Here is a 16546-nt window from a genome sequence, read left to right as displayed (position 1 = left end):
GCTGTTTTTTTCTTCTCCATAAAAATAGTTAAAAAATTGATAAATAATCAGAGGTTTCATTCATATCTTACCATGATTGTTTAGTGAAAAATAAGTCATATATTGAATCCGAAAATCTAAACAACTTAGGTGCTGTTTTAAGACCATCATCTTTATCACGGCTATTTTAGTTATCTCTTCCACTTGTTACATATAATCTGCAGTTGGTTACATTAGCTATTTTATAGGTGTTATTAGTGCTATACTAATATTGAAAATGATTGGTTATCTAATATCATCTCAATAGTAAAGGACTGATAATCTTGATGTTATTAATAAGTACTGTTCTGTATCTAACGATTTTACGTATCTATAATATTGATTCAATCAACATGGTGATGGCGCCACTTCTTGTAATGGGCGCTTTAAAAGGTTTGCTTACGCTTGAGTTGGCGGATGTTTTTAATATCAAATCGTTTAAAAAAATTTTACGTAAAATTGGTAAACGGCAAGCCCTGATAGAATTAATTACTGTGAGTCTTTTGGTTTATTATCCGATGTATGCCTTTCCGGGTGGAGAATACTCCTCTAACTATATCCTGTTAACTATTACGGTATTTATCTTTTACCGTTTCCTTATTTTAGGCATTAATTATGAGATTAATAAATACCGAAAGAAGTAGATTACAAACAGACTGACATGACAGTCTGTTTTTTTATTCGAAAATTCGCTGTCACAATCGTCGTAATTTTTGTTTAACTGATTGTTGAAAGGTCCGACCAATCGGCAAGTTGATAATTTCTTCATGTGAATCGGTTACTGTGACGTTGTTATTGCCCAAGTTTATAACGTAACGACTGTTTATAATATAGGAACGATGAATTTGGATGAAAGAGGTATCGAGTTGTTTAAGAACTTCCGTGGTTGTTAAATAAGGAGAAAAAACTTCGTGGAAAGTTGTGATAATAACTAAGCGACGTTTTTTTTCAAAATAAAGAATGTTTTCACAGGGGAGCCGAATTTTTTTTTGATATTCACTGAAATGAAATAAGGAAGGAGTGGTTTTAAGGGAAAATAATAAACGTTTAACTGTGGAGAAAAACTGTGTTTTTTGTATAGGTTGAGGAATACAAGCAAAGATATCGAGTGTCAATAGATCAGGTAATAGCCTTTGCCTAGTAGTCGTTAATATCAATGGAACAGGAGGAGCTAATTGTCGGATCTTTTTTGCTAGCGCAAGTGCATCAATATCTGTATCGTCAAGTGATAGAATAAAAAAAGAAAAAGTGTTAGCGCGAAATTCAGGGTTGAGATGAATAGGATAGGTGTAACAGTGGGGATTGAACAGTTGAGTGTGATAGCTGTCCAAAAGACGTTCGATAGTGTGTAGGGTTGACGAGTACTTTGCAAAAATTGCAACATTAAGCTCACCTCTTGAGCACATTATAACCGTTTCAAAAGAGAGTTGATAGTAATGGTAGTTAACTTAAAAAAAGAGTGGAAGAGAGTGCACGTAAAAAAAGCCTCTTAGATGTTTCAAGAGGCTAATCCTGCTATTTCCAACGATCTAGTTTTTTAAGGAATTTTTTAGTGTACATCTTATTAAGAAAATATTTTTGTACTTTGTTCATATTTGAATTTTGAAAGCCTCGTAAACTTATTTCATAAAATTCATCAAATGTTGCCTCACCATTGGTCCATTGACCATTATCGTAACATTTAATACAGTATTTTTCTGAAGCAGAGCCATCTGTTTCGATACCAAATTCATCTGCTTTATTCATTGGCATCCCGCAACTTTGGCATTGTGGTGTTTTTGACATTTTAATTCCTCCGATGTTAAAAAAATAAATTTTTATTCTATGAAAAAGCAACGCATCATTGCTTAATTCCTTTTTTTTAAGAAAGTGTTTATCAAAAAAAGTTGTTGATGAGGGTTCTTCGAATGTAATAAATTAAAAATTATTTAAGTTTTTTAGTTGTTGTATCTAAAAAATGTTTTTGATTATCTTCCAAAAGACGCCCATTATCATGCCAACTGCCATACATTTTATTAGCTTTAGTATATTTAATTAATTTTTCTAAGCGTTTGTTAAATAGTTCGGTATCTTTTTTATAGCTTTGAATCGTATCAATCCGGATGGTTTGATACAAAATCGGAAACGTTCTAAAATTCTGGTAGACAACATCGTCTTGTTGAAGGGCCTCAACAATGCGAGCGTCCCACTCAAAGAGATTAGGGTCCATTTCAGGTAAAACAGCACGGCCGGCAGTTGTCATTAAACCAAGAGCTTCTAGACGACGCACACGTGCTTTGTTCAATTCAGTCCAATTACTTCTTTTACTGCGTGGTGAAATACGTTGAATCAAACGGTTATCAGGTAACTTTTTTTTGACGCCATCAATCCAACCAAAACAAAGTGCTTCTTCCACGATATCTAGATAGAGTAATGTGTTCGTTTGTATAGAAATACTCATGACGAGCCAACATTCTGTTTCAGTTTTGCTATTAGCAACAAGCCAATTTCTTAAGTCTTTACGTGTTGTAAATTCAAAGTAGCTACTGGACATTTTCAAATCATCCCATCTAATTAGAGTATATTCTTTTTAATTTTAGCATGATACGAGGATTTTGGCTGTAATTGTTAATTTAAGGGATTATTGCTACAATGAATTAATAAATAATAAGCACGAATATGAGGAGAAAAATGATAATGCGAAATATAAAAATAACGATTGAATACGATGGGAAACGTTATCTAGGCTGGCAACGATTGGGTGATTCTGATAAAACAATTCAAGGACGAATTGAAGCGGTTTTAACACAAATTACAGGTGAAAAAATTGAGATTATTGGATCAGGACGAACGGATGCGGGAACACATGCGAGGGGGCAAGTGGCTAATTTTAAAACAGATTCACCATTGACGAGTGATAAATTATTAAATCAACTTAATCACTATTTACCTTGGGATATAATTGTCAAAAAAGTTGAAGAGGTACCTGAACGGTTTCATGCGCGTTATAACGCTACTGGTAAACAGTATAGCTACTATGTTTGGAATAATCCGATTCCATCAGCATTCGAACGTTATTACAGCCACCATATTTCGCAAAAGTTAGATATTACTAAAATGAATAGTGCTTGCCGTATGTTGGAAGGTACCCATGATTTTCTTGGTTTCTCTTCGCTTAAAAAATCAAAAAAAACAACGGTGCGTACAATAAAAGCAATCACAATTACGAGTGAGGGCGATTTGCTGCAGTTTAAATTTGAGGGAGAAGGCTTCTTATACAATATGGTGAGAATCATGATGGGGACAATTTTAGAAATTGGTGCAGGAACTTTAGAGGCTAACATCATCGATGATGTATTTATGAGCAAAACGAGAAAAAATGCGGGTATGACAGTACCAGCTCAAGGCTTATTTCTGGATTGTGTGGAATATAAATAAAGTCATAAAATAAAAACATAAAGTGAATCATTTATGTGGAAAAATAGTCTTTTGAAGAATAGAGAAATCTATTCTTTTTTTACGTTAATTAATTTTTTTAAAAGTTAAATTGATTCTAGTGATTACTTATCCTGGTTAATAAATACTTGGTTTCACAATTAAAATTAAGTATTCGTCTGCAATGAAAGAACGGTGTAATTATCGGGGGGTTATTTTATAGATAAAATTAAATGATTAATATAAACTAAAAATGAGCTTTACTTTAGTTATTAGTAGTTATATAATGGTGTTTAAACTTCATTTGAAAGGGTGTATTATAAGTGGTTAAAAAAGTAGTGTTAATGTGTAGTGTTTTGTTTACAGCAATTGGAATTTCTTTAGGTGGTGGCGTTGATGTTCAGGCTTCAAATATGAATAAAGACTTGCAACTAACAATAAAACAAGAAAAAATCCGTGAGATGTTTACTCGAATTGAAAAAGTTGCTAAAGCAACATTAACAACACAAGTTAAGGAAAAAAAGGTAAAAAACATTGCAGTGGTTAAAGCTAAAAAAGAAGAGATTGCCGCAAAAGAACAACAAAAAGCAGCTGATAAAAAAGCGAATACAGTGATAAGTAATGAAAAAGCAAATCAAAACAAAGCATATGGTGAAAAATTAAATAATCCAGATCTTACGCAAGCGGAACGTCAACAAATTATTCAAGAAAAGAAAAATTATAACCAGTCAAATCAAGGAAACCAGTCAAATCAAGTGAATGGTAATGAAAAAGCGAACCAAAATAGAGCGTATGGTGAAAAATTAAGTAATCCCGATCTTACGCAATCAGAACGTCAACAAATTATCCAAGAAAAGAAAAATTATAATCAAAATAGACAAGGAGGACGTCGTTAAGACTATCTATAATGAAGCATAAATATAAAATAATTTTGTTAGGCCTATTAATGATTTTATTATTAAGTGCCTGTCAAAAACAGACTGATCCAAAAGCAGCAGCCGAAAGTTATGTGGATACTTACATATATGGGAAAGATAACGCGAAATTTAATGATTTTTTTGAGGATAAAACAAGTGACATCAAAAAAGAATCAAAATCAGCGTTTGTAAAAGAGTTATCAGCTGCACTAGAGTTAGATCATACATATGATGCTAATTTAAGTAGAATTTATGAGTCACTGAATAAAAAATTGCAAGATGAAACAAAATTCAAGGCTGAAACGATTGAAAATAAAGAGGGTAAAGCTCAAGTGGACCTAATGATTACTGGCTTAACTGAATGGCAAACAGGCGATTTTGAAAAAGAAGTCATAAAAGATTTAACTGCACAAAAAGTAAAAATAACACATAAAACGACCGATAAAGAACTGTCGAATATAGCTAAAAATAGTAGTTTACGTGTCATTAATAAAAAAGTGAATGAAGTGAAGGCTAATAAAAAAGCTCAAAAAATAACGATGTTATTAGTGCAAGATCCCGAGTTTAAAGAGAAGTGGATCGTGCAAAATGAAGATGAATTCCTAAAGGAATTAAGTGCTAAATTTGGACTTAACTAGTATTTGAATTTTCAACTAGTAGTAATCATTAATTGAAGGCGCAGAGCGAGCTGTTTTTATTTGTGATAAGGTTAATGATAATTTAAGAACAGAGAAGCAATAGTGTCAGTGAGAATGAAAGAATGAGATTAGTATTTTGGGCTCCTATTTCTTAGAATAGGGGCTTTTTACTATGATGAGCGATGGAACTTATTATTTTCAGAGAGTCGTTGAATGTTCATAACTAAGTAAGTAATGAAGTCTTTGGCTATGTTATTATTACTACAGTTACGTATTAAATAGGCAAAGGATAAGTACAAATGAATAAAATCAAAGAATTGATAATAAAGTTAAAGAAAATGTCTTTAAGAGACTGGTTAATTACTACCGCTGTAGTTTTAATGATTGTGGGTGTTTTTATGTTCTTATTTGGAGAAAACACGACTGGTTTAGTTATAATGTCAGTTACTGCATTGATGTTGATATTCCAAAAGATTATGATTGCGGGTGCTATAATCATTATTGTTGTCTTTAAATGGGATTGCAAGAGTTCTCAAAAATGTCTTTGAAGACTAAATGTTTTATTAGTTGCGCCATACTAATGACTATTGGTGCACTTATTCTTAAATACCAGATGGACGATCATTTTTATAGAGGTACTTTTTATTCGGACAGGTCTGGCTACAGAAAAATAAAAGGGAATGTTTCACCGCTAATGCTCGGTATAAGTGCTTTTTTGACTCCATTAGCAGGTACGATATTTATTCTAAGTATCCGTAAAAAAAAGATAAAGATTATGATGCTAACGGGAGTGTTCATTTTTGGTTGTGTAGTGCTCGGCTATTACTCTGCAATAGATGTGATTAATTATTATCAAAAATATTTGCCGTCAGTTTCATGGTTTTTGGAGTGATATAACACAGTGAAGAGTCTTTTGACTCGATTCGTTGCTATTATTTGCATTTATAGGTGAGGGGAACTTACTGACTTGATGGTTCTGCTGTGTTTAATAAAAAATACTGATATTGACAAATAAAAAAACAGGTGATATGCTGTGTTCAATTGAATAATGATTCTTCGGGGCAGGGTGTAATTCCCGACCGGCGGTGACAAAAATATTATTTTTGAAGTCCGTGAACCATAATTTCGATTGTGGTTGATTCAGTGAAAATCTGAAACCGACAGTTAAAGTCTGGATGGGAGAAGTAATCAAAGGAACGGTTAACCAACGATAGCTGTAGGCTTTTTAAAAGCACCTACCTATAAGGGCATCCGTTTATTTAAAGCACACCTTTTTTAACCCCACTAGTCTTTTTAGTGGGGTTTTTATCTGATTCAAAAGAGACGAATGTGTGGTTTAACCTAGATTAATACTGTCTATTTTTTAAAAGTCCCTCAAATATGAGGGGCTTTTTTGTTGGAGGTGAAGAAAGTGAGACATGAAAAATATATGCGCTTGGCAATTGAACAAGCGCTTAAAGGACAAGGGGAAACATATACCAACCCACTAGTGGGGGCAGTGATTGTTAAAGATAATGTTGTTTTAGGAAAAGGATATCATACACACTATGGTGCTGCACACGCGGAAGTACAAGCCATTGATTCACTCACCAGCCTTGAGGAATCTATTCAAGCAACGTTATATGTTACTTTAGAACCGTGTGCCCATACAGGAAAAACTCCTCCTTGTGCTGAACGTATTATTGCGGGTGGCTTTAAACAAGTCGTCATCGGTCAACGTGATCCTAATCCCATAGTAGCGGGGCGAGGAGTGGCACTTTTACAAGCAGCGGGGATTGAAGTCATCGAAAATATACTGAGAGATGAAGCCTATCGTATCAATCTCATCTACAATCACTTTCATGAAACCAAATTGCCTTATGTGACCTTGAAATATACGAGTAGTTTAGATGGAAAGATTGCTGCGAAACGAGGTGTCAGAACAAATCTCAGTGGTAGCGAGACATGGCAAGATGTTCAAATAGAACGTGAAAAATATCAGGCAATTTTAGTAGGCAGTGAAACTGCGCTTGTCGATAACCCCTCCTTAACTGTTCGGAACCCACAAGGAAAGCAGGGTTTAACACGGATTATTATTGATCGGTCCGGTAGATTAACAGGCAAACTCATGTTGTTTACAGATACTAGTCAGCCTACGTGGGTGTTTACAGAAAATAGTAATTTGAAACAGCGTTTAACCCACCAACATGTTCGACTTTTTTTCGCGGAACTATGGACAATTGAGCAAATTTTAATGGTAATAGCTCAAGAAGGGATACAGTCCGTATTTGTTGAAGGTGGCGCAAAAATATTACATGCCTTTATAAATGGTGGGTACTATCAACAATTATTGAGCTATCTGACGCCTCATCTTTTAGGGTCAGCAGGAGTTGATGCTATTGACGGAGCCATTGTACAACAGCCAAATTTAAAATTAATAAGTATGGAGCAGTTAGGAACTGACTTTAAATTACAATGGCTACCACAGGAAAAGGGGGGCTAGTATGTTCACTGGAATTGTTGAAAAAATGGGTCGGTTACAAAAAACAACACATCAGCGAGAGAGTATGGTGTTAGACATTCTATTTCCAGAAACAGATTTAAAAGCAACTAAAATGGGTGATAGTATTGCAGTTAATGGTGTCTGCTTAACAGTTGTTGCTATTAATGAGGGCGTATTTAGCGCTGAGGCGATGCCCGAAACGTATCGTACGACTAATCTATCCCTTTTGAAGCAGGGTGAACCCGTCAATCTCGAACGATCCTTGCCAATCACAGGTCGTTTAGACGGACATTTTGTATCAGGCCATGTGGATGGTACTGTGAAAATTAATCGCCGCTGGCAAGAACAAAATGCCATTTATTATGAATTGGCGTTGTTGTCTTCAGAAAAAAGACGTATTGTAAAAAAAGGTTCAATCACATTGGATGGTACAAGCCTTACTGTGATTGATAAAAGTACAGATGCTTTTGTCGTTGCTTTGATTCCACATTCTGCGGCACATACGGTGTTAGGTCAAAAAAAAGTGGGTGATATTGTTAATCTGGAAAGCGATTTATTGAGTAAGTATTTAGGTGCGTTAGTAGAAGATAATGGACAAAGTATCAGTCAGTCGTTTTTAAAACAACATGGTTATTAACAATAAAGGGGGGAAACGTTGTGTCAGTAAAAAAGAGAGTAGAAGAAGCCATACATTTTTTACAACAAGGAAAACTGATTATCGTTGCAGATGATGAAAACCGCGAAGCTGAAGGTGATTTGATAGGTTTGGCTCAATATGCGACGAGTGAAACATTAAATCAAATGGTAACAGAGGCACGTGGTTTAGTCTGTGTGCCGATGAGCGCAAGGACAGCCCGGCGACTAGGATTAGGGCAGATGACGAGTGAAAATACGGATGCATATGGGACAGCATTTACAATCAGTGTTGATCATCACACAACAACAACAGGTATATCTACGGCAGAACGTGCATTGACAATTAGGGAGCTTGCCAATCCAGAGGCAAAGCCGAGTGATTTTTTACGACCGGGTCATATTTTTCCTTTAGTAGGGCAGGCTAATGGAGCCATTGTAAGAGCAGGGCATACGGAAACCGCAGTAGACTTAGCTAGATTAGCAGGTGCGCAACCAGTGGCCTACATTTGTGAAATTCTAAATACTGATGGGACAATGGCAAGGCGACCTGAGTTAAAAGAACAAGCTGTTAGAATGGCAATCCCTTTTATTACCGTTGCTGATATTGTTAGGTATCGACATCTCATCAATGATCGTATTCTTGAAGCGGATGTTCAGGTCGATTTACCGACAGAGTATGGTGACTTTAAGGTACAGGTGATGACTTCATTATCGGATCAAAAAGAGCAGATTGTTGTTAGTAAAGGCGAATTTGAAACAGAAAAAATCCCATTAATTCGTTTGCACTCAGAATGTATGACGGGTGATATTTTTGGTTCGCACCGTTGCGAATGTGGTGAGCAATTGGTAGAAGCATTGCAACGGATTGAAGCGGATGGTACTGGTGCAGTTTTGTATTTACGCCAGGAAGGTCGCGGTATTGGTCTGGTGAGTAAGTTGCGTGCGTATCAATTGCAAGAACAGGGACGGGATACCTACGATGCAAATATTGAGTTAGGGTTTGAGGCAGATGGTCGTGATTACGGTATAGCAGCAGCAATGCTTAAAACACTAGGGATTCAGCGTATTCGACTATTGACGAATAACTTGGATAAAGTAACTGCTCTACAAGCATATGGCATTGAAGTAGTGGAGCGTATTGCGTTGCAAATAGCCCCGCGCCTTGAAAATAAAGCCTATTTAAAAACAAAACAAACAAAATTTAATCATCAACTCACAATTGACTAGAGGAGGAAATAAGATGAATATTATTGAAGGACATTTACGAGGAACAGATTTAAAAGTAGGGATTGTGGTGGCGAGATTCAACGATTTTATTACCACTAAATTATTGGATGGTGCGGTAGATAGCCTTATTCGCCATGATGTACCAACAGATAATATTGATGTTGCTTGGGTACCAGGTGCTTTTGAAATTCCTTTTATTGCTAAAAAAATGGCTGAAAGTGGTAAATATGATGGCATTATCACGTTAGGTTGCGTCATTCGAGGTGCGACTTCACATTATGATTACGTATGTAATGAAGTGAGTAAAGGTGTTGCTAATATTGGTCTGACAACTGGCGTACCTGTGATTTTTGGAGTGGTTACGACCGAATCGATTGAACAAGCAATTGAACGCGCAGGTACAAAAGCAGGTAACAAAGGTGTTGACGCGGCTATGAGTTTATTGGAGATGGCACAATTAACAAAAGTATTAACTTAAGGGATATCTTATTTCCAAATGAATGGAATGAGTAACACCTCAGTCAATTTGCTGATGTCCGTTTATAAAAAAGGAATACGATTGAGCATTAGATTAGGCTTTCAGATGTTTATGCAGATGTTTTTACAGAGTGTATGTTAATTTTGAACCCCTAGAAAAGACATCGATTATACAGAGAGGGTTCATTAGCAACTATATTTTTAATTGGTGGAGGTATCTAAAAAGGGGATGTGATTGAAGCTTTAAAAGGTGTCGTAGAGAGAGTTGTTTTTGTAGCAAAGCTATAATCAGTTGTAATTAAAAAGTTGCACTTTTGTGCAACTTTTTTTTGATGCCCATTATTCCTCCACTTAGAGGTAAGGCGCTGTATACGTAAGAAGAAAACGTAAGGTAGTTATCAAAATAAAAATGTTTAATGTAAGTATGATTATAAAAAGCAGTGTTAAAACAAAAGGTGTTATGACACTGCTTTTTATAATAATGTCACAGCATTAGAGTTGTAGTAGGGAGCATTAAAGGGTCCAATTTTTTTTATCAACTGCGATTAATGCTCTTATATTAGCAATGTCATTAGCACTTAACAAACTATTAAAAAAGATGAACGCATCATATTCTTTGGCATTGATTGGTAAATCATAAAAATTACTGATAAGAATAATTTTTTCAGAAAGATCCTCACTTCTTAAAAGGGTATCCCGTGAGATGTTCTCACACGTGTTAATAATGATTTCTGTTCCAAATTCATCATACAATCTGGAAATAAGAAAACTAACATAAGAGGGGATGAAATCTGTTATTAGAAAGATTCGTATCGGTTTGTAATTGGAAGAAGTTATGAAAAAATCAGGGAATAACATTGTAATCATTTCAAAAAATCCATGATATTGATTTAGATCTTCAAGGAGCATTGGAGGATAGTTGAGTTGAGTCATTGTTTTTTTTAGTAAGGGTTCAAAGAGCGGATTTTTCTCGCGAATTAGATCAATAAAGGCCTTATTAAAATCGTATGCAAAAGAAGGGACACAATAATGGGTTGAACAATAGTTATAAAGCATATGTATGGATTCATTTTTGACAGTTGAAGAAGCGTAGCTATTTAATCCTCGCTCTAATTGAGTTATGAGGTCACTGATCATCTGTAAAGAAATATTTGTATAGGTAGAAAAGTAATAATCGGTTTCTTTCAGTGGCTGATTGTTATTAATGAATGCTCTATCTATATGTGGAAGTATATCTCCAATTGTTTCTATTGTGACAGCAAGACCTGTATTTTTAGTGAATTCAAGTTGGAAAATATTATCCGCTTTAATTGATGTATAAAGAGTGTTTGCGAAATAGTCATCATTAGTAGCAGAAGTGTGTTTATTTAAATGATACTTTTTTTTTGTTCGTTGAACACTGATATACAACCAGTATTTTAACAGGAGAGCGTTTGTCATAGATACTTTAGCACCCATAATAAAGAGTGTTTTTTCAGTGAGGGTATCATAAAATAGAACATTTTCTCCAAACGTTTGTTGGAAATCCAAACGATTTTTTTCATAGAAAAAACTAGTGAAAGCTTGTCTTACTGTCCACTCATCTCCGTTTAGCTTCATCGGATTTGTAGTGATGAACAGACCTTTTGGCCGCAGTTCTTTATTGAGATTTTTCACCATCCTTCGAATGTTTGACTCGCTCATGAAAAGCGTATTTACATAGTATTGAATACTTTCTTCATGAAAAAAAAGTTGTTCGAAAAGTTTATATTCTTCAGCTGTTTGTAAAAAGTGTTTGTATGTTTCGTTAAGTCGGTAACCTCTTTTTGAAATGAGGGTGTAACAGCCATCACGATATTCAAACTGTAAGGATTCGAATTCTTCATTTATATAGTTGATGGTGTTGGTGAGGGTTGAAATTGAACACTTTAAAGTAGTTGTTAAATATTTTTGTGAGAGCGGCCTTGAGGCGTTGAAACATGACTGTATTAATTGTAACTGTCGTTTATAACTTTTATTCGTAAGTAAAAACAAAATTTGACCTCCGATTATTAGAATAATTACAAAATAAGATACATTTTTATGTATCTTACTGGAATTGTAACATTTAATGCTGTTTATGATAGTTTCAAAAAAAAAAAAACAAAAATGAATTTTGAACGGTGGTTATTTGAGAATTTAAATATAATGAGTTAGTAATATAGATGCAAAGTTTTCACTTTATGTGGTTGTCTAAAGAACGAAGGGAGGGATTATAGTGGAGTCGAGAGTGGTGATTAAGTCACAAAAAGAGAGCGATAGCATAATGAGTCAGAAGAGTATCGCACGGAGTAACGTTATTTTTTTAACTATATTTATAGTATTAGTGGCTGTTTTTATTTATTACAGTGTTTGAACATAAGTGTTTTTTATAAAAAGAGCATTTAATTTAGAAAAGAGGAATGAATAATGTTTGTAGTACCAGATTTTTTATACAATTTTATTAAGGTTTTTACTTTAATAATGTCGATAGTGGTTTTTATTCACTTAGGTTTTTATTCAATTTTAGGTTTATTTGGATTGAAAAAGGTAAAACGTAATTATGATATTAAAGCAGCTGATAAAAGTTTCCTAATTATTGTACCCGCACATAATGAAGAAAATGTAATTGATAACTGTTTAGAAAGTATCGGTCAATTGAACTATGATAAAAATCTCTATAAAGTGGTGACACTTGCAGATAACTGCAATGATAAGACCGCAAGTATCGTGAGAAAAAGGGACGGTGTTAATCTCTTTGAGAACAGAAGTAAAAGAGGAGAACCCCGAGGTAAACCTCATGTTATTGGTAAATATTTACGTGAAAATAAAACATATTGGCAAAATTTTGATTACATTGTTTTTCTTGATGCCGACAATTTAATTTCAGAAAATTATTTATTGGAAATTAATTCGCAATTTCTAGCACACACAGACTTAACAGTCATACAAGGTTATCTAGATTCTAAAAATATCAATGAATCATTTATGTCGCGTGGGTATGCAGCGGCCTATTTTATCACTAACCGTGCGATTCAATATGCAAAACACCGTTTGGGATGGAATACATCAATTGGTGGTACAGGTTTTGCAATCGATACAAATTATATTAAAGAAAATGGTTGGACACCGCGTAGTTATACTGAAGATTTTGAAATTCAAGTAGAGTTATCAATTCAAGGCAAAAAAGTACTTGGAATCATTTTGCAAAAGTATATGATGAGAAACCAAATGACATTAAGACAAGTCATGTCCAAAGAACACGTTGGTCACAAGGACATTGGTATATTGCGATTTCAAAAACAGGTCAACAGCTAGGCTCTCTTTTCAAATCTAAATCATTAATAGAATTAATAAGTAAATGTGAAACATTGGTTTATTCTTATTCAATGCTACGCTCGGTATGGTTATTAGGTTTAGTATTTCTAATAGTGATTGATCGTCGTTTTATTGAAAGCTTTCCTTATTTCTTTTCGCTATTTTGGCTCTGGTTATTTTTTGAGTTTATTAATTATATATTATTACCGACAGTTTATATTATTCAAGAAGGTGAAAGTTATTTTGAAGATCTGTCAGTTTCTCAGCGTATCAAAGAGTATTTGTTGCTATGGATTGGTTACTTTTATTCAACGCTTCTTTATTACTTTGCACAAATTCAAGGCTTTTTCACATGGTTTTTACCACAAAATCACTGGAAAAAAACGGAACATTCAAGTGCAATTTCTACGGACAGTCTGAATAGAAAGTAGCGGTAAATAGAAAATGTATGTAGTTATTAATGTGAGTGTTATTTTAGCGTTAATGTTAGCAACAGTATTTTTCAATGCTAATAAAAAATCGAGGATATATCTGATAGGTTATCTATTGCTGGTTGGCCTATTAGTAACGTCAATGGTTGAAAATAGTAATATTAGGGACTTTTCAAATGTGTTTAATTATCCATTAACGATTTATTTATTAGGTTATTCAGTATTATTATTTGTAATTTCATTAACGAATATAGCGATTGGAAGTTATCTATTTATCATGATAGGTGTACTGCTTACGGTCGCCAATGGTGTAAAAAACGTAAGTACAGGTTTACCCATTGTTTGGGCGGATTTCCAAAATAATTTATTGAAAGAGGTAGTCTGGGAAATGACTAGTAAACCGCATTTTATATTGGTTTTAGTGACAGTTAGTGTCATAGTGTTATGCGGCTGGCTGTACAATAAATTTTGGAGAGACAAACAACTGTCGCTTGAATTACGAGTAACAGGTCTCTGTATTAGTGTAGTAGTAAGTGCGAGTTGTTTACTATATATCAATCATTCAACCAGTTATGCAACCCAAAGAACAAGCGAAAATCAAAACAGTGGTGCAGTTGAGTATTTTATTGAAAGTATGAATCCTGAAATAATGCCGCGACCAACTGATTATTCAGAAATAGTAATGAAGGACCTTGTTTTAAAATACAATGCAAAATATCCGATAGAAAAAATAGCAGTTCCTGTGAAAAAAGAAAAAATTATTTATATCCTCAGCGAATCCTTGATTGATCCCACGAAATTTCCTGATACAAAGTGGACCGAAGATCCGTTGCCAACGATTCATAAACTACAAGAAAAATTCGGAGGTTCGATGTATAGCCCAGTTTTTGGTGGTGGTACAGTTAATGTCGAGTTTAGTTTGTTGAGTGGATTTGATTATAACTTTTTACAAAAAAATAGTATTGCCTATAATCATATTTTGGAAAAAAACGATCATAATATCGGCATTCCTTTCTTTTTGAAAAAACAAGGTTATGAGACAAAAGGGGTTCATTCACATTTGAAAAAAGGCTATCAACGCAATGAGGTGTATAAAAAATTAGGATTTGATTCCTTTATATCACGAGAAACAATGATTGCTGAAAGTAAGGAATTGCCGATTTATTATGATGAAGGCTACATCAGTGATATGAGTTTTGTTGACCGTATTTTGTTAGAAGTTAACAAAAATGACAAGTCGACTTTTATTAACAGTGTCAGTATGCAAAATCATTATCCCTATACAGAAGCCACAAAAGGTAAGTTGAAGCAAGACGATAATTTATTAGAAAACTACCAAGATATCGTTGATGGTGACCAATTGGCCCTTTATGCGCGTGGTGTTAAAAAAATGGATACAACAATTGATTTACTTATTCAAAAGTTAACCGAGCTAGATCAACCGACAACAGTTGTTTTTTACGGTGACCATGGACCAGCTCTGAATCAATCATTATACGATAACGCTTTTTTTAAAGACGATAAACAACTTCAAAAATACTTAACGCCTTATTTTGTCTGGAACAATAAAATAAATGGTGAACAAAAACCAAAGATAATCAACCCAGGTTTTTTAGGTAGTTTAGCTTTCAGCGAAATGAGCGTAGCACAAGCTCCTTTCTACCAGTTTGAACATGACTTAATGCAAAAGTTACCTGCATATAATATTGCAAAGAACCTTTTTTTAAATTCGAAAGGTGAAAAAATTGCTTTAACAGCGCCACTAAAGGAGGCTCTGCACGATTATCAATTATTTCAATATGACATGTTTGTTGGAGAAGGCTACAGTAAAGAGCTCTTTAGCATTTAGCAAAAAGGAGGCAGCAATGAAAAAAAGGAAAATAATGATAGTATTTGGCACGCGCCCAGAAGCCATTAAAATGGCGCCACTAATTTTAGCATTGAAAAAAAATGTTAATTTTGAGGTCATCGTCACAGTAACAGCTCAACATCGCCAAATGTTGGATCAAGTATTAGCGACGTTCTCAATTTCGCCAGATTTTGATCTAGACATTATGAAAGATCAACAAACATTGTCTGAGATAACAAGTAATGTTATTCAGCAATTAGATTGTGTACTAAAAAGTGTAAAACCAGAACTAATCCTTGTGCATGGTGATACAACAACAACATTAGCAGCTAGCTTAGCAGCTTTTTATAATCAAGTGAAAATAGGTCATGTTGAGGCTGGACTACGCACTTATGATAAATACTCACCATTTCCTGAAGAAATGAATCGTCAATTGACAGATTCATTAAGTGATATCTACTTTGCACCCACTAAGGAAAGCCGTCAAAATCTCTTGAATGAAGCACATGATGAGTCAGCGATTCATATAACCGGTAATACAGCAATTGATGCATTGAAATATACAATAACAGATACATATGAACACCCCGTGTTACATAAAATTCCGCTGGAGGATCGTTTTGTACTACTGACGATGCATCGACGTGAAAATCAGGGTTCACCAATGGAAGAAGTATTTAAAGCGATAACTGAGGTGATAAATGCAGATATACACACGCACATTATTTTCCCAGTCCACCTGAATCCCATTGTACAAAAAAGTGCACATGAATTGTTAGGTAATCATCCCCGTATTCACCTCATTAGTCCACTAGATGTTTTTGATTTTCATAATATGGCTGCGAGAAGCTATTTTATTATGTCTGATTCTGGCGGAGTTCAAGAAGAGGCCCCTTCATTAGGAAAGCCGGTATTAGTCTTACGTGAGACTACTGAACGACCGGAAGGTGTCTTAGCTGGCACATTAAAACTAATAGGTACTGAAAAAGAAACTGTTCAAAACGCTATGCTAGATTTGTTAACCGATAGAGTGCTGTATGAACAAATGAGTAAAGCGAGCAATCCTTATGGAGATGGTAATGCCTCTGCTAAAATAATAGCCGCACTTATTAAAATGAGTTAAATCGAAAGCAGGATGAATT

General features: G+C 34.5%; 17 protein-coding genes and 1 riboswitch. Of the genes, 13 read left to right on the top strand and 4 right to left on the bottom strand.

Features of this window, described 5'->3' with window-relative positions; translation table 11 throughout:
* The first annotated feature begins 305 nt into the window (after positions 1-305).
* Positions 306-662: a hypothetical protein gene (locus V6S17_RS11920; protein ID WP_029091036.1), complete on the top strand. Its 357-nt coding sequence runs from the start codon at positions 306-308 to the stop codon at positions 660-662.
* A gap of 51 nt (positions 663-713) precedes the next feature.
* Here the strand turns inward: V6S17_RS11920 and V6S17_RS12725 are convergent, their stop codons facing one another.
* The 3 genes from V6S17_RS12725 to V6S17_RS11910 form a co-directional block, all read right to left on the bottom strand.
* Positions 714-1424 carry a LytR/AlgR family response regulator transcription factor gene (locus tag V6S17_RS12725; RefSeq protein ID WP_080712876.1) on the bottom strand — a complete coding sequence of 237 codons (711 nt, stop codon included), beginning with the start codon at positions 1422-1424 and terminating at the stop codon, positions 714-716.
* Between the two features lie 109 nt (positions 1425-1533).
* The gene (locus tag V6S17_RS11915; RefSeq protein ID WP_029091037.1) at positions 1534-1803 is read right to left on the bottom strand and encodes a zinc ribbon domain-containing protein; all 270 of its coding nucleotides are present in this window, start codon (positions 1801-1803) and stop codon (positions 1534-1536) included.
* Between the two features lie 139 nt (positions 1804-1942).
* Positions 1943-2551, bottom strand: coding sequence for a YdeI/OmpD-associated family protein (locus V6S17_RS11910; protein ID WP_051457415.1), 609 nt, complete (start codon positions 2549-2551; stop codon positions 1943-1945).
* Between the two features lie 143 nt (positions 2552-2694).
* Here V6S17_RS11910 and truA point away from each other — a divergent pair, with 143 nt between their 5' ends.
* From truA to ribE, 8 genes are all read left to right on the top strand, one after another.
* A complete protein-coding gene (gene truA / locus V6S17_RS11905) occupies positions 2695-3435 on the top strand; it encodes a tRNA pseudouridine(38-40) synthase TruA (protein WP_029091038.1) in 741 nt (246 codons plus the stop codon).
* A 320-nt stretch (positions 3436-3755) separates the two neighbouring features.
* Positions 3756-4328, top strand: a complete 573-nt coding sequence (locus tag V6S17_RS11900; protein WP_029091039.1) for a hypothetical protein — start codon at positions 3756-3758, stop codon at positions 4326-4328.
* An 11-nt stretch (positions 4329-4339) separates the two neighbouring features.
* The gene (locus V6S17_RS11895) at positions 4340-4987 is read left to right on the top strand and encodes a DUF5105 domain-containing protein (protein ID WP_029091040.1); all 648 of its coding nucleotides are present in this window, start codon (positions 4340-4342) and stop codon (positions 4985-4987) included.
* 299 nt (positions 4988-5286) lie between these two features.
* Positions 5287-5535, top strand: coding sequence for a hypothetical protein (locus V6S17_RS11890; protein ID WP_029091041.1), 249 nt, complete (start codon positions 5287-5289; stop codon positions 5533-5535).
* A 500-nt stretch (positions 5536-6035) separates the two neighbouring features.
* A riboswitch (FMN riboswitch) is annotated at positions 6036-6178 on the top strand.
* Between the two features lie 220 nt (positions 6179-6398).
* Entirely contained in the window at positions 6399-7469 is a 1071-nt protein-coding gene (ribD, locus tag V6S17_RS11885) for a bifunctional diaminohydroxyphosphoribosylaminopyrimidine deaminase/5-amino-6-(5-phosphoribosylamino)uracil reductase RibD (RefSeq protein WP_051535951.1), read from the top strand.
* 1 nt (position 7470) lies between these two features.
* On the top strand, positions 7471-8106 hold the full coding sequence (locus V6S17_RS11880) for a riboflavin synthase (protein ID WP_029091044.1): 636 nt from the start codon (positions 7471-7473) through the stop codon (positions 8104-8106).
* Positions 8107-8126: 20 nt separating this feature from the next.
* Positions 8127-9332: a bifunctional 3,4-dihydroxy-2-butanone-4-phosphate synthase/GTP cyclohydrolase II gene (locus V6S17_RS11875; RefSeq protein ID WP_029091045.1), complete on the top strand. Its 1206-nt coding sequence runs from the start codon at positions 8127-8129 to the stop codon at positions 9330-9332.
* Positions 9333-9345: 13 nt separating this feature from the next.
* Positions 9346-9810, top strand: a complete 465-nt coding sequence (ribE, locus tag V6S17_RS11870; protein WP_029091046.1) for a 6,7-dimethyl-8-ribityllumazine synthase — start codon at positions 9346-9348, stop codon at positions 9808-9810.
* Positions 9811-10322: 512 nt separating this feature from the next.
* Here ribE and V6S17_RS11865 read toward each other — a convergent pair.
* On the bottom strand, positions 10323-11822 hold the full coding sequence (locus V6S17_RS11865) for a helix-turn-helix domain-containing protein (protein ID WP_029091047.1): 1500 nt from the start codon (positions 11820-11822) through the stop codon (positions 10323-10325).
* Positions 11823-12236: 414 nt separating this feature from the next.
* Here V6S17_RS11865 and V6S17_RS11860 point away from each other — a divergent pair, with 414 nt between their 5' ends.
* The 4 genes from V6S17_RS11860 to wecB all read left to right on the top strand — a co-directional run bounded on the left by V6S17_RS11860 (position 12237) and on the right by wecB (position 16527).
* Positions 12237-13124, top strand: coding sequence for a glycosyltransferase family 2 protein (locus V6S17_RS11860; protein ID WP_211250340.1), 888 nt, complete (start codon positions 12237-12239; stop codon positions 13122-13124).
* A 113-nt stretch (positions 13125-13237) separates the two neighbouring features.
* The gene (locus tag V6S17_RS11855) at positions 13238-13555 is read left to right on the top strand and encodes a hypothetical protein (RefSeq protein ID WP_211250342.1); all 318 of its coding nucleotides are present in this window, start codon (positions 13238-13240) and stop codon (positions 13553-13555) included.
* 13 nt (positions 13556-13568) lie between these two features.
* Positions 13569-15404 (top strand): LTA synthase family protein, encoded by a 1836-nt coding sequence (locus V6S17_RS11850; protein ID WP_029091048.1) that lies wholly within the window; start codon positions 13569-13571, stop codon positions 15402-15404.
* Between the two features lie 16 nt (positions 15405-15420).
* Positions 15421-16527, top strand: a complete 1107-nt coding sequence (gene wecB, locus V6S17_RS11845; protein ID WP_036027013.1) for a non-hydrolyzing UDP-N-acetylglucosamine 2-epimerase — start codon at positions 15421-15423, stop codon at positions 16525-16527.
* Positions 16528-16546 lie beyond the last annotated feature (19 nt).

The sequence above is a fragment of the Brochothrix thermosphacta DSM 20171 = FSL F6-1036 genome (assembly GCF_036884295.1).
Lineage (GTDB): Bacteria > Bacillota > Bacilli > Lactobacillales > Listeriaceae > Brochothrix > Brochothrix thermosphacta.
The sequence above is the reverse complement of the archived record's forward strand: the minus strand, read 5'-3'. Positions and strand labels throughout refer to the sequence as shown.

Excerpts from the sequence above, each read along its gene's own strand:
- V6S17_RS11920 (WP_029091036.1), top strand. The coding sequence starts at position 306 with ATGTTATTAATAAGTACTGTTCTGTATCTAACGATTTTACGTATCTAT.
- V6S17_RS12725 (WP_080712876.1), bottom strand. The coding sequence starts at position 1,424 with ATGTGCTCAAGAGGTGAGCTTAATGTTGCAATTTTTGCAAAGTACTCG.
- V6S17_RS11915 (WP_029091037.1), bottom strand. The coding sequence starts at position 1,803 with ATGTCAAAAACACCACAATGCCAAAGTTGCGGGATGCCAATGAATAAA.
- V6S17_RS11910 (WP_051457415.1), bottom strand. The coding sequence starts at position 2,551 with ATGTCCAGTAGCTACTTTGAATTTACAACACGTAAAGACTTAAGAAAT.
- truA (WP_029091038.1), top strand. The coding sequence starts at position 2,695 with ATGCGAAATATAAAAATAACGATTGAATACGATGGGAAACGTTATCTA.
- V6S17_RS11895 (WP_029091040.1), top strand. The coding sequence starts at position 4,340 with ATGAAGCATAAATATAAAATAATTTTGTTAGGCCTATTAATGATTTTA.
- V6S17_RS11890 (WP_029091041.1), top strand. The coding sequence starts at position 5,287 with ATGAATAAAATCAAAGAATTGATAATAAAGTTAAAGAAAATGTCTTTA.
- V6S17_RS11880 (WP_029091044.1), top strand. The coding sequence starts at position 7,471 with ATGTTCACTGGAATTGTTGAAAAAATGGGTCGGTTACAAAAAACAACA.
- ribE (WP_029091046.1), top strand. The coding sequence starts at position 9,346 with ATGAATATTATTGAAGGACATTTACGAGGAACAGATTTAAAAGTAGGG.
- V6S17_RS11860 (WP_211250340.1), top strand. The coding sequence starts at position 12,237 with ATGTTTGTAGTACCAGATTTTTTATACAATTTTATTAAGGTTTTTACT.
- V6S17_RS11850 (WP_029091048.1), top strand. The coding sequence starts at position 13,569 with ATGTATGTAGTTATTAATGTGAGTGTTATTTTAGCGTTAATGTTAGCA.
- wecB (WP_036027013.1), top strand. The coding sequence starts at position 15,421 with ATGAAAAAAAGGAAAATAATGATAGTATTTGGCACGCGCCCAGAAGCC.